12 protein-coding genes and 1 pseudogene are annotated in these 13254 nt (G+C 68.8%); 4 read left to right on the top strand and 9 right to left on the bottom strand.

The features are described from left to right. The first annotated feature begins 3 nt into the window (after positions 1–3). Genes BMX74_RS41250 through BMX74_RS41265 form a run of 4 tightly spaced genes read left to right on the top strand, consistent with a single transcriptional unit; the run spans position 4 to position 4721 of the window. A complete protein-coding gene (locus tag BMX74_RS41250; RefSeq protein WP_091105871.1) occupies positions 4–2187 on the top strand; it encodes a hypothetical protein in 2184 nt (727 codons plus the stop codon). Between the two features lie 53 nt (positions 2188–2240). Continuing rightward, complete coding sequence (locus BMX74_RS41255; protein WP_055506786.1) at positions 2241–3179, top strand: ABC transporter ATP-binding protein; 939 nt, start codon at positions 2241–2243, stop codon at positions 3177–3179. Continuing rightward, positions 3176–3931, top strand: a complete 756-nt coding sequence (locus tag BMX74_RS41260) for an ABC transporter permease (protein WP_091105873.1) — start codon at positions 3176–3178, stop codon at positions 3929–3931. Before BMX74_RS41255 ends, BMX74_RS41260 begins: the two co-directional genes overlap by 4 nt. Beyond that, complete coding sequence (locus BMX74_RS41265) at positions 3924–4721, top strand: ABC transporter permease (protein WP_055506788.1); 798 nt, start codon at positions 3924–3926, stop codon at positions 4719–4721. Before BMX74_RS41260 ends, BMX74_RS41265 begins: the two co-directional genes overlap by 8 nt. Positions 4722–4874: 153 nt before the next feature. Here BMX74_RS41265 and BMX74_RS43605 read toward each other — a convergent pair whose 3' ends face one another. From BMX74_RS43605 to BMX74_RS43615, 9 genes and pseudogenes are all read right to left on the bottom strand, one after another. Continuing rightward, the gene (locus BMX74_RS43605) at positions 4875–5420 is read right to left on the bottom strand and encodes a HEAT repeat domain-containing protein (protein ID WP_143078951.1); all 546 of its coding nucleotides are present in this window, start codon (positions 5418–5420) and stop codon (positions 4875–4877) included. A gap of 53 nt (positions 5421–5473) precedes the next feature. Continuing rightward, the gene (locus BMX74_RS44685) at positions 5474–5626 is read right to left on the bottom strand and encodes a hypothetical protein (RefSeq protein ID WP_177227714.1); all 153 of its coding nucleotides are present in this window, start codon (positions 5624–5626) and stop codon (positions 5474–5476) included. Between the two features lie 204 nt (positions 5627–5830). Then, complete coding sequence (locus BMX74_RS41275) at positions 5831–6601, bottom strand: DUF4386 family protein (RefSeq protein WP_091105876.1); 771 nt, start codon at positions 6599–6601, stop codon at positions 5831–5833. A gap of 53 nt (positions 6602–6654) precedes the next feature. After that, on the bottom strand, positions 6655–8091 hold the full coding sequence (locus tag BMX74_RS41280) for an alpha/beta hydrolase (protein ID WP_143078952.1): 1437 nt from the start codon (positions 8089–8091) through the stop codon (positions 6655–6657). Between the two features lie 96 nt (positions 8092–8187). Beyond that, a complete protein-coding gene (locus BMX74_RS41285; RefSeq protein ID WP_055506792.1) occupies positions 8188–8853 on the bottom strand; it encodes a response regulator in 666 nt (221 codons plus the stop codon). A 72-nt stretch (positions 8854–8925) separates the two neighbouring features. After that, positions 8926–10089 (bottom strand): sensor histidine kinase, encoded by a 1164-nt coding sequence (locus BMX74_RS41290; RefSeq protein WP_091105879.1) that lies wholly within the window; start codon positions 10087–10089, stop codon positions 8926–8928. A gap of 484 nt (positions 10090–10573) precedes the next feature. Beyond that, positions 10574–10930 (bottom strand): annotated as a pseudogene (locus BMX74_RS46210) (IS5/IS1182 family transposase); the annotation flags it as partial. A 386-nt stretch (positions 10931–11316) separates the two neighbouring features. Further along, on the bottom strand, positions 11317–11853 hold the full coding sequence (locus BMX74_RS43610) for a hypothetical protein (protein WP_143078953.1): 537 nt from the start codon (positions 11851–11853) through the stop codon (positions 11317–11319). Positions 11854–11946: 93 nt separating this feature from the next. Beyond that, positions 11947–13254: NucA/NucB deoxyribonuclease domain-containing protein (locus tag BMX74_RS43615; RefSeq protein WP_218154245.1), on the bottom strand; the 1308-nt coding region annotated here is incomplete at its 5' end.

Raw genomic sequence — 13254 nt, forward strand, 5'->3', positions numbered from 1 at the left:
CTCATGGCAGTCGACGCGGACCTGTTCGCCGGTCTGGACGAGATCCGCTGGGCCCGCATGCGCCACGCCTACGGGTCCGCCGCCGACGTCCCGGGTCTGCTGCGCGGCTTGATCGACCCCGACCCCGCCGTCCGCGAGAGCGCGCTCGACGGCATGTACGCCGCCGTGCACCATCAGGGCGACGTCTATCCGTGCACCGTCGCGGCGATCCCGTACCTGCTGCGCGTCGCCGAGCGCCCGGACCTGCCCGGCCGTCCCGAGGTCGTGCGCCTGCTGGCCGGCATCGGTTCCGCCGAGGATCCCACGGCGCTGTCCGGGCAGTACCGGAAGGCCAACGAGGCGGTCGCGGCCGCGTACCCGCTGTGGGAACGGCTGCTGGAGGACGCGGACCCGCGCGTGCGTGAGGCGGTGGCCGGCGTGCTGCCCGCCTGCGCGCGCCAGAGGCGCGCGGCGCTCGCATGCCTGACCGGCCGCCTGGCGGGCGAGGACGACGAGGCCGCGCGCGGCGCGATCGTGCGTACGGTCGGCACGCTGGCCCGGCGCGAGGACGCCGACGACCCCGCGCCGCGCGACTGGCTGGCGCGGCTCGTCACGACGGAGTCCGACCCGCGACTTCGGCTGGTGGCGCTGACCGAGCTGACCTCGCTGCCCGGCGCGCCGGACGTGCCGCCGGTGGCGGACGTCGACGACGCGCTGGAGATGCTGGCGGCCGCCTACGAGCCGGCCACGGCCGCCACCGCGCCTGCCGGTTGTGAGACGGACACCCTCGCCGTGCCCGCTGGTTTCGAGACCGGCACCCTCGCCGTGCCCGCTGGTTTCGAGACCGGCACCCTCGCCGTGCCCGCTGGTTTCGAGACCGGCACCCTCGTCGGCGCCGTCCGCCGGTTACGCGAACAGGACGAAGCAGGGCGGCGCTCGCCGGGAACCGCCGCGCTCGTGCGCGGCCTGAGCGCGTCCTTCGGCGATCGGGTGAACGAGCGGACACGCCTGCTGACGGGCCTGCTGCGATCGCCTGACCCGGAGCGTCGCCTGGACGCCTTGACGCCCGCGGGCGCCCTGGTCGACGGCTGGCGCGGCGACCACGGCGACCTGATCGGCCTGGTCGGCGAGCGGGTCCGCGACGGGCATCCGCTCACGCGCTCGCGGGCCGCCGGCGTCCTGGAGCACCTGGGCGATCTGGCCGCTCCCGCCGCGGACGCCCTGGCGTCGGCACTGGAGGCGACGACGGGGCGCGCTCTGCCGCACACCGAGGCGGACGGCGGGCACCTGCCGTGGGTGATCGAGCGGTCTCACGAACCGCCGACCGTCTCTCCCGCGCTGCGGGCGCTCAGCGGCACGGGCGACGCACGCGCGCTGCCGATGCTGGCCTGGGCGCTCGACCGTGAGCCGATGCCGTACGACGCCGCCTCGTGCGTGATCCGGTTCGGGCCGCGGGCCGCGCCGCTGCTGCCGCTGCTGCTCCGCCGCCTGCCCGGCCTGCCCGCCGGCGACCAGCGCCGCGACGGCGTGATCCACGTGCTCGCCGCCATCGGCCCGGCCGCCGCCCCGGCCCTGCCTGACCTGCTCGGCGGACCCATGACCCCGCCCGTGCCGGTGGCGCTCGCGGCGATCGGGTCAGGCGCGGGGGACTGCCTGCCCGTCCTCCGCCGGGTCGCCGCCGCGCAGGACCGCCGGCTGGCGGTGCCGGCCGCGCGAGCGCTGTGGCAGCTCGCCAGGGACGCCGACGCGGCGCTCACGGTCGCCGGCCGGTGTCTCGACGACGACAGCGAGTACGCCTGGCGCGAGGCCGCCGACGTACTGGCCTGGCTGGGGCAGGCCACCGGGCCCCAGATCGCGCGGCTGCGCCGCCTGGCGCGCCGCAAGGACCGGTACGGCTGGCTGTCGCTGTCGGCCGCCCACGCGCTGTGGCGGATCACCGGCGACCCCGATGCCGTGCTGCCGGTGCTGGAACGGGTGTGGACGACGAACGTCCACGCCCGGCGCAAGGTCGCGTCGCTCTGGGCCGAGCTCGGCCCGGCCGCGGCGGACTCGTACCGGCTGCTGACCGCCGAACTGGGCAGGGTGCGCCGCCACAACGCCGGCGAGGACGGGTACAGCACGGCGCAGGTCACCGACGACGAGGACCTGCTCGCCCGATGCCGCGCGGCGCTGAACGCGATCGGCGGGCGCGACGCCGTGGCGGGCTGAATCCGTCATGAAAAGAACTTGCACCCTGAATGTCGCGCAGAAAGACTTTCTGCATGATCCGGGTCGAGGGGTTGACCAAAGTGTTCCGCCGGCCGCGGACCTTCTCCGGCCCTTTCGGCGCGTTACGCACGCTGGTCACGCGCCAGTACGAGGAGAGGACCGCCGTCGACGACCTGAGTTTCGAGATCGGTGAGGGCGAGGTCATCGGTTATCTCGGGCCGAACGGCGCCGGAAAGTCCACCACCATCAAAATCCTCACCGGAATTCTCACGCCGACGAGCGGCACCGTGGAGGTCAACGGCCTGGTTCCCTGGAGCGACCGCTCCGCCAACGCGCGCAATGTCGGCGTGGTCTTCGGTCAGCGCAGCCAACTGTGGTGGGACCTGCCGCTGATCGAGTCGTTACGACTGGTCGGCTCCCTCTACGACGTTCCCGCCGCGCGCTTCGAGACGTCCCTGAGGAAACTGCGTGACCTGCTCGGGCTCGACGACTTCCTCGACACACCGGTACGCCAGCTCAGCCTCGGGCAGCGAATGCGCGGCGACCTGGCCGCCGCCGTGCTGTACGAACCACCGCTCCTCTACCTCGACGAGCCCACGGTCGGGCTGGACGTGCTGGCCAAGGAGGCCGTGCGCGAGTTCATCGTCGAGACCAACCGCGCCGGCCGCACCACCGTCATCCTGACGACGCACGACCTGGCCGACGTCGAAGCCCTCTGCAAGCGGATCATCCTCATCGACCGTGGCAAGGTCATCTTCGACGGAGCGATCGACGCCCTGGTGGACAAGCCCCGGCGGCTGGTGGTCACGCTGGAGTCCCAGCCCGAGGACGTGCGCGGGGTGCGCCGCGACGCCGACGGGCGCTACGTCTTCGACATCCACGGCGACCTGCCGGGCATGATCGCCTCGATCGCCGCCGAACACCCCATCCGGGACCTGTCGATCGAGGAACCCGACCTGGAGAGCGTGATCAAAGGGATCTACACCCGGTGACGCGCATCGGCTTCCGCCTCGCCCTGGCCTACCGCGGCGACATCATCATGACCTGCGTGTCGCTGGTCGCCCAGGTGTTCCTGCTGCGCATGATCTGGACCTCGGTGTACGGTTCGCGCCCCGCCGCGGCCGGCCTCACGCTGGACGCGCTGCTGGCCTACCTCACCCTGGCCAACCTCCAGTCGTTCGCCACCCAGACCCTTGTCTCCCGCACCATCCACCATCGCATCCGCACCGGCACGGTCTTCTTCGACCTGGCCAGGCCGGTCGGCTACCTGAGGCAGATGGCCGCCTTCCAGGTCGGGAACACCCTGGGCGGGCTGCTGCTGCTCGCACCGGTCGTCCCGGTGGTGCTGCTGGTCGGCTCGATCACCGTGCCGGTCAACGGCCCCGGCTATGTGATCACCCTGGTGCTCGGGTACGTGATCGCCGTGCAGCTGGCGCTGCTGATCAGCCTGATCGGCTTCTGGCTGATGGAGACCGGGGCGATCCACCTGCTCTACCGGCTCGTCAGCCAGTTCTTCGCCGGGACGATGGTGCCGCTCGCCTTCTTCCCCGGGTTCCTGGGCGCGCTGGCCGAGATCCTGCCCTTCCAGTACACGGGCTACGTGCCCGCGGCGGTCTACGTCGGGCACATCTCCGATGTCTCGGGGCCTGTGACGGTCGAGCTCGCCTGGATCGCGGGGCTGTGGTGCCTGCTCGCGCTGACGTGGTCGCGGGCCTGTCGGAGGGTCGTGATCCAGGGTGGCTGAGATCCTGCGCTCCCTGCGCCTGTACTTCCTGCTCCAGCGCGCCTCCGCCCGCGGCGCCATGCAGTACCGCCTGAACACCGTCATCGGCGTCATCAGCGGCGCCATCTGGCAGGGCACCGGGTTCGCCTTCGTCTGGGTGGTGATGCACACCTTCCCCTCGCTCGCGGGCTGGGGGCTGGCGGAGATCGCCTTCCTGTACGGCCTGCGCCTGACGGCTCACGCCCTGGCGATGATCCCCCTGATGAGCGTGAACGACGTCCAGTGGATCGTACGCAACGGCGAGTTCGACCGGTTCCTGCTGCGTCCGCTGAACCCCCTCGTCCAGCTCATGGGCAACAGGATGGGCATCGCCCAGTTCGGCGACCTGCTGGCGGGCGTGGCGCTGCTCGCCGTCGCCGGCCGGAACGCGCAGGTCCAGTGGGACGTCTGGCTGGTCGCCTTCTGCGCCGCCGCGATCGTCGGGGGCGCCCTCATCGAGGCGGCCTTCTTCCTCGCGCTCTGCTCGCTGTCGCTGCGCATGGTCGACACCTTCGCCTTGCGGGTCTTCATCGACGACGTCTTCAGCAAGTTCGGCTCGTACCCGATGAAGATCTTCGGCGGCACGGTGGAGTGGCTGCTCACCTTCGTGCTGCCGGTCGCCTTCGTGGCGTACGTGCCTTCGAGCGTCGTGCTGGGCAAGCTCGACAGCCCCTGGGCGCCGGCCGCGCCGCTGCTGGGCGTGGCCCTGATCTCACTGGCCTACCTCGTCTGGCGCCGCCAACTCGCCCACTACCAGAGCGTCGGCCACTGACCCCGTGCCCTTCACCGACGACCGCGCGGGCCGGCGGGCTGACCGCCGCCGCACCGCGTCAGAACTCGAGATCCCCCGGGGCCTTGGCCGGACCCGGGGGATCTCGAGGAGTGGACCACCGCCGTCCCAACGGCTCAGCCTGTTCGGACGGTTCTACGAGTGTCCAAGCATGTGATCCTCGTCGAAGCCGAGCTGCTCCTCCATGCCGAGAGCAACGGCGGCGTGCCATCGAACTGCTGACGGCCAGGCTGCCGTGGTCATCATCCGCAATCTGTCCCTCGCCTCGTCCGTGTCCAGTTCACTGAGCGAGAGAATCACTTTCTGGCAGAGCCAGAACGCCGGCGCGTCGTGCTCGCGTGAGCGTTCCGCGAGCCGGAACATGCTGTTCGCCGCGGCCTCCTCCCTGATCTCCCCGAGAATGTCTATGAGGTCCTCGTAGTTGAGCCCCTCGACATCTGAGTCCACGAGTTCGACGACGACGCCGCCGAGGCCGGCCACCTTGAGTGCGGCGGCGAGATTCGCGAACCTTTCGACACGACGCCAGTTGCGCTGCGCCGCTGATTCTCTTATCCATCCCACCACGACATTCGAGACGGCTGGATATCTTTTCGAGATCTCCTGGGCACGCTCCGGCGAGATGTAGCCGTCTATCAGTGCGTCGACCCGGTCGATGGCACTGTCTCCTGCGCCGGGATTCACGGCCGATCATCCACTCTCGTGAAGTCACTGATCGTCAGGCGAGGGTCCGTCATTCAACCGGTGTAAGCGTCCGGCCTTTCTGGATGACTGCCTGAGATGGGATCGCCCTCCCCGAAGCGCGACCGCCATTCCGGCACATCGACGGATCGCTTTTGTTCCCAACCGGCCGCCCGCAGCACGCCCTCCACTCGCTCACTGAACTTCATCCGGCCACGCTAGCAGCAAGGCGGCCGATCGATCATGGAGTCCATGCTGGGCGCGATCATCGGCGAATTTCCGGCAGTCAATTGTGCTCGGCCGTGCAGGAGTCGGTTGCAGGTCCACCGGCTTCCCGCTCGCGTATTGCCGTACCGCAGGCAGCCGCTTTCTGTAGGTGGAGGGGGTGTGAGCGACCGATCGCTGTGTCGACGTCAGGAGGAGCGGCGGCGCTGGACGGGGTCGGGTTCGGCGGTGGCGCGGGCGGAGGCCGCCGCGCGGCGCAGCATCGTCACGCCCACGGCGACCAACCACAGCTGCACGATCATGGAGCCGAGGACGCCGTACAACAGCGCGCCGGGGAACAGGGGCGGCGACAGGAACAGGCCCGTCGCGGCGAGCAGGGTCGCGGCGCCGACGACGGTCCCGGCCCAGCCGAGCCAGGCAGGGTAGCCGTCCAGGGCCGTCGCGACTCCGAGAAGCAGCAGTGGCACGCCGTACAGCAGCGCCATCGCGGCCAGGGAGGGGCCGTGCGTCGTCATCGCCACCGCGTGCGCGGCACGCACCAGTTCGGCCCGCTCGCCGGGAGCGGCGTGCGCGGCCGCCTCGGCCAGCTCGGGCAGGGCCAGGCCCTCGCTGGTGCTGTCGACGCTGAACACGGCGAGTCCGACGGCGTGGCTCGCGAGCCCCGCCCGGCCCAGCAGCCGGGCCGTGGGGTGGGCGAGCGACCTGATCAGCGAGATCAGTCCGGCCATCGCGATCAACGCGGCGAACACGGCGATCAGGTGCACCGCGGCGTAGGTCGGTCGTGACGCGACGAAGTCCAGTGCGGCACGGGGGTCGGCGGCGGGAGTGTCGCCGTGCAGGAGACGGGCCGTGGTGAAGACGACGGCGCCGAGGACGGCGCACACACCGCCGATCTTCAGGTCGCGGGCGGTTTCCGATGGCTGACCGGCCGAGAGTCCGGCCGTGTGAGGCAGCGTCATGATGGGGTCTCCCAGGTGGATGCGCGTGATCGATGTGGTCGGGCTCGGGCCGCTCAGCCCAGTGCGTTGACGAAGAAGGCGGTCACCGTGTCGGTGAGTTGCCGGGGGGACGGTGTCTGACCGGGGGTGTCGAGCGTGTGCCCGGTGCCGTGGACCTCGATCAGGGTGGCGGGCACGCCGGCTGCGCGCAGGCGCGCGACGAGGCCGAAGGAGTGGCGGGGGAAGACGTCCTCGTCGCGGTCGCCGTGGAGCACGAGGAACGGCGGGGCGCCGGCGCTGACGTACGTGTCGGGGCTCATGGCGCGGCGGGTCCCGGCGGAGTCGCCGACGCCGATCGCCAGGCACAAGCGGATGAACGGCGGGGCGTCGTCGAAGTCGTTCAGGTCGGCGGGGCCGAACATGTCCACCACGGCCTGGACGGCGCTGGACTCGTCGAGGTACTGACCGGCGTCGAACCCCGCTCCCGGCCCCGCGAGTCCGAGCAGGGACGCGAGCTGCCCTCCGCCGCTACTGCCCCAGGCTCCGATCCTGCCGGCGTCGATGCCCAGGGCGACGGCATGGGCGCGCAGGAAACGGACGGCGCATTTGGCGTCCTGGATCGACGCGGGCCATGGAGCTCCGGGCGGCATCCGGTAGTCGATCGAGGCGACCACGAATCCGCGGGCGTTCAACCGGTGTCGTAGCGGGGTGAACAGGGCGCCCTCGTGATTGGCGAGTGCCGCGCCGAGCCCGGTGGTCTTGCGGTCGCCGAGGATGGTCCCGCCACCGTGGACGTACAGCGCCACCGGCATCGGCCGGCCGGTCCGCGCCGCCGTGGAGGGCATGTAGAGGTCCATGGCCAGGGGCACCCCGTCGGGGCGGCAGTACTCCACCGTGCTGCGCCGCCCGGCGGGCAGGTTCGAGGGCTTCGCCGCGTCGGCGGGAAGCCCGGCGCCGGCCAGTCCGTCGCCGGCCGCGGCGACTCCCAGGAAGCTGCCCAGCAGGACGACCAGCGTCAGCGGCGCGATCGCGACGGCGGCCATCGCCCTCCGCGCGCGCCGCCGGGGGCGCCGCCGGAGCACCGCCGCCCCGGCGAGACCGGCCGCCGCGATGCCCTCCAGCGCGGCGCAGACGTAGTCGGTGAACCCGATCACGGAGTTTCCCGGCATCCACGGATCCGGCCCGGGAAGGACCCCGGCAAGCCGGGTCAGCGCCCAGAAGGTGACCACGACCAGCGCGGCCGTCGCGGCGAGCAGCAACCGGCGCGGCGCCGGCCGCGCCAGCGCAGCGGCGCCGGTGCCCAGTTGCGTCGCTCCGAGTGCGAGGAACAGCAGCCCGTACGGCCAGGACATGCGCCACACCGCGGCGAGCGGAGCCAGACAGATCGCAGCGCCTCCCGCGGCCGCCCACAGCGCGGTGATCAGCAGCGGCCCTCTCCTCACGGCGGTGGGCTCAGCGCTCCGCGTCGGGCCGGGGAACGCCCCGGTGGTGCACAGTGCGGCATCAGACATGCCCGCAATGGTCGCGACCGCGAGCGGGCGGCGCGTCCGCCGTGCGCAGACACCTTCCAGCCCCGCCTACTGCGCCGGCGTACTCCAGCGGGAGTATCAACCGGGCGTGACCAGCCCCGTCCGGTAAGCGAACACCACGAGCTGGGCCCGGTCCCTCGCGCCCACCTTGATCATGGCTCGTGACACATGCGTCTTGGCGGTCAACGGGCTGACCACCAAGTGCGCCGCGATCTCGTCGTTGGACAGCCCGGCCGCCACCAGCCTGACCACCTCGCGCTCCCGGCCGGTCAGCAGGGCCAGCTCCGGCGGCTCCGGCCGTGGCCTGGACTCCTGGACAGCGCCGAGAGACCGGGCGATCACCGCCCGCGTCACGCTGGGCGACAGCAGCGCGTCGCCGCGCGCCACGATCCGCACCGCGTGCAGCAGCTCATCAGGCTCGATGTCCTTCACCAGGAAACCGCTCGCGCCGGAACGGAGCGCGGCGAAGACATTCGCCTCCTCCGCGAACGTGGTGAGCACGACCACGCGTACGCCGCCCAGCCCCGGATCGTCCGTGATCCTCCGGGTCGCGGTCACGCCGTCCACTTCCGGCATCCGGATGTCCATCAGCACGACGTCAGGCCGCAGCTCGCGCACCAACGCGATCGCCTGCCCACCGTTGGCCGCCTCGCCCACCACCTCGATGTCGGCGGCGCTGTCCAGCAGCGAACGGAAGCCGGCCCGCACCAGCGCCTGGTCATCGGCCAGCACCACCCTGATCACGCCGCCTCCAACAGCAGCCGTGCCCACACCCTGATCACGCCGCCTCCAGCGGCAGCCGTGCCGACACCCGGATCACGCCGCCTCCAGCGGCAGCCGTGCCGACACCCGGAAGCCGCGCCCGCGCAGCGGCCCCGCCTCGAACCGCCCGCCCAGCCCTTCAGCGCGCTCCCGCATCCCCGCCAGACCATGCCCGCCCCCCGACGTCTCCGCCTCGGGGCCCACACCGTCGTCGGTCACCTCGATCGCGATCCACTCCGGCTCCCACGCCAGACAGACCCGGGCGCGCGCCGCCGACCCGGCATGGCGCAGCACGTTGGTCAGCGACTCCTGCAAGATCCGGTACGCCGCCCGATCGACCGGTCCTGCCAGCCGCCGGCCCGCCGTGTCGCCGTCGAATCGCACCTCCAGACCCGCGGCCCGCACGGCGGCCAGAAGATCCGGCAACCGGTCGAGGCCGACATCGCCACCGGTCACCACGGCGGGCTCCCCGTCGGCCCGCAACACGCCCAGCGTCGTGCGCATCTCACCCAACGCCGCCTTGCCGGTCAGCCGGATGGCCCTCAGCGCGTCCCGCACCCGCTCCGGATCCTGGTCGATCAGGTGCAGCGCGGCGCCGGACTGCACCGTGATGGTGGCGATCGCGTGCGCCACCGTGTCATGCAACTCCCTGGCGATGCGCAGCCGCTCCTCGGCCACCCGGCGCTCGGCGTCGCGCCGGCGCTGCTCCTCCGCCAGACGAAGCCGCCCGCGCACCTCCGCCGCGTACGCGCGCCGGCTGCGCACGAGCGCGCCCAGCAGCATCGCGACCACCGCCAACGCCATCGACGGCAGGAACACCGCGACCGCGTCGAGCGGCGGCATGCCGTCCCGCACCGCCACGACGTATCCCATGGACAGAAACGCGACAGGCACCGGCAGCGCCCGCCACAGGTGGCCCGCCAGCACGGCGTCGTACAGCGGCACAGCCAGCACCACCGACGGCGGGAAGCCCGGATAACCCAGCGCGTAGAACAGCAGCAGCGCCGCCGAGACGCCGTACAGCGCCGCAGCGGGACTCCACCGCCGCAGCAGCAACGGCGCGGCCATCGCGACCCCGAGCACGTACGCCAACCAGTCGCGGGAAACGGAGTGCGCCTCCCTGCCGGTGGCGATGGCGATCTCCGCCGCCGCCAGCACCACGACCACCACGGCAGCGTCGATCACCCAGCGCCGCACAGCGGGCCGCACCTCGACCATGCGCCCACCGTACGCACCCGACCCCGCACCCCTCTACCCCCGGACGACACCCCACCAACGTCCACGCCCTCGCCACCGCCGCTCCGGGCGTTGACATGGTGAGCAGCCTTCTCCGTTGTTCCCATGGTTCGGGCTGCTGCTGGGTTGATGAGCCGGGTGAGCCGATGGCGATCGACGGCCGCGGAAACCTTGGAGACCGGTACGTGGGTGGTACGTGATCATGGGCACACCGTTGCTTCGGGTGGCATCCGGTGGCACACCCGGAAACGCGAAGGACCTGCGTTGCCGCAGGTCCAGGTGCAAATGCCGATGTAGATCGTGAGTGCCCCCTGCAGGATTCGAACCTGCGCGCCCGGCTCCGGAGAGGGCTGCACATTCTTTATCCAAGGGCGCTCTGACCTGCGCGTATGCCTCTAAGAGGCATGCGATTCCGGGTGTTGGTCCATCGTGGGTCCACAATCAAGTGCCTTGTGGCGGTGTTTGCGGAGTAGTACGACGCATCGTCGGCCAGCCTGTCGATCGGGACGAGCGTGCCGTCGAGGACGACATAGGCCAGGCGGGAGGCCTTCCCGAGCGGCGGTGTGCACGTCGTCGACCAGGGCGGCAACCAGGTCGATCGCCTCGCGCACGTAGCGCCTGCAGTGGGGTGCCGATGACGAACCCGCCGGCCGGGAGTAGGTGTCACCGTTGCGCAGATGGGCCAGCACCAGGAGGGCTTGGTGCCCGGGGGGCCGAGAGGTCGCCAGCGGGAGCGCCATCGGACGCGGTGAGCGCGGATCGGGTCGGCCGGTCGGGCAAGGGTGCGGCCGGACAGCGGAATCGCGGCAGGGTGAGACAGCAGGCGCAAGGGCGAACGCCGAGGCCGACTACGGAGCGCTGTTCGATGCCGCCCACCAGCAGCGCGGTGGCCAGATCGTGGTGGCCTGGGACAACCTCGACAGCCACACCTCCACTTGAAGAAGAGCCTGGCCAACCGTGCCATGCGCGCCGTCGATCAGCTGCTTGCCTTGGTGAAGAACCGGACCGCCGCCCGAGGCCGTCGAGCTGCTCAAACGGATACACTACCGCCCCGCCCTCGTCACCGGCTTCCGCGTCAAGACGGGCCTGGACTTTTGACCCCGTAACCCCAGCCATCAAGCCTGGCTAATAGTCGTCCCGCCAGGTGTGCGCTTGCCCTGACCATCACGAAAGCAGCTCTTTAGGACTTGGCACAGCTTCGCCTTGATCTTAGCTCGATGCAAGAACGCCGAAATGCGACGCGTGAACCCATTCCTCGTCAATGACTTCACTAGAGAGCGCCTCGGCAGTTATGAGGACCGCTAGGGCCCAGTCTTCCTCCCAAATTTTGCTGCCAGCAGGAGTAGCTGAAATCCAGCTTTCGACATGGTCGATATCTGGCTTAGGATCAAGCTCCGGTTCGAATGGGTCGAATGACGCGACAAGCCGTCTGTCTGAGAGGTAGGCGATTCCCGGTGGTGCAGTGTCGCTCCACTGAACACTCAGGCATGGGCCATGCTGAGCGAGAGCCAGCAAAGTACTGTCGCCAGGGCATCCGTTTGGCTGAATAACGAAACTTCCGGAACCGAGGCGTCCGACCACCAAGCGGAAGTCGACGAGTTCGTCGATTGTAGCCAACTGCGCCTGGTTTGCCTCCAGCTCATACGCTGCCAGTACGTCGTCTGGCGATGCCGCGGGACACCAGATGAGGGTGTCGGCATAGTCGAACTTCTCGTTGAACCACGCAAGATACTCCGCGTCGGCCATCGTTTCGTACTCTTTCTGTTTTGCGTGACGTTTGTATTCTGAAGCGCCGTCCGCCGAACTCAAGCCGATCGGCGGACGGCACAGAGGCATGTCTTACATATCGCACTCAGTGGCGGGGTCGGTTTCGTCAGGAAGTGTGATATCGTCCGGGGGTTTCTGCCCCTTCTTGGTTACGTGCACCCAGAAGGGATCTTTCTCGAGAATCCTATTATACAGATACCAGTTCTTGAGCTTCGACCCGCCGCTGCAGTTGTCCCCCTTCTCCACAATTGCGACGGAGAAATTGATACCCGCAAAAGCGGATCCCTCATGCGTTGAGGCAAATGGATACTCATCGCAGGAAGGCTTAGTGAAGCCAGCTTTGCTGAGCTTCTTGCATTCTCTGACGGCTGCACGATAGTTAAGGTTTGCGACACTATCCTTAACTCTTCGGTTACTCATGCTTCTCGTAAGGCATCCCGTCCGGCTTTGGCAACCTCGATCCGCAGGATTTAGTACGCCTGGGATCTTCTTGGTTTGGCCAGGAAACTTGGGATCGGTGTTCTGTGAATCATAGAGAGCCGTCCAGATGTGTGCTGCAGTCTGTTCCGACTCCTGTTCATTACCGTTGAGCGACCAAGTCGGCCGGGAACTCCAAACGACGCATCCACCGGAGTAGTACTTGATGTCTGGTGAACTATCGCAGCGAAACTCCACTCGTTCGGTGTCTAGACGGCCTATCCTCTTCTCCGGGTCAGTGGTTTTGGGGTAGAAGACTGATGGCTGGATTCCGCAGTAACCGAAATAGTCTGGAGCCGAAAAGTTCGTTTTTGGCGATGTCAGCGTTATTACTCGGTCGCCGCCTACAGTCCACTGATAGATGGAGTCTTCGATTCCGTTTGGCTTGTCCGAGATGCAGGTGTTGGAGTTATTTACGTGTACCGATACCGGGCGAGAGGATGCGTCCGAGCCGAAAAGGCCTGGATTGAAGGAATCGACTCTGATCCAGACCTTGATCTGACGGCTATCGGTATTCGACTCACCTCGCGCTGCAGTGTTTCCTTTATCGTGTCCAACGTACGTGTGCACAACTATGCTGATGCGAGCAGACCACTTCTGGCCCGTAGGTACATTATTTACAATCAGCTCTTCTCCAATTCTGCCCGTATAGCAGACATTGAATGAATTTTTGATCCATCGCCATGTTGGATATCTCTGTGGCCGGGTCCCCTGGCAGTCCACCTGCTTAAAGCGGCCGTACGGAAATTTGGTTCCCGCAGTCTGGACGCCCTGAGTAGTTAGCGGCAATACCTGCTGCAGAGTGGCGGTGTTTGTGATGGGGGTGTTGAGGTCGTTCTTGATCTGGTCGGCGGTCTGGGCCAGATTGTAGATGCGGACTTCGTCTATGGTTCCGTGGAAGAA

It is taken from the genome of Nonomuraea pusilla (genome assembly GCF_900109355.1).
GTDB lineage: Bacteria > Actinomycetota > Actinomycetes > Streptosporangiales > Streptosporangiaceae > Nonomuraea > Nonomuraea pusilla.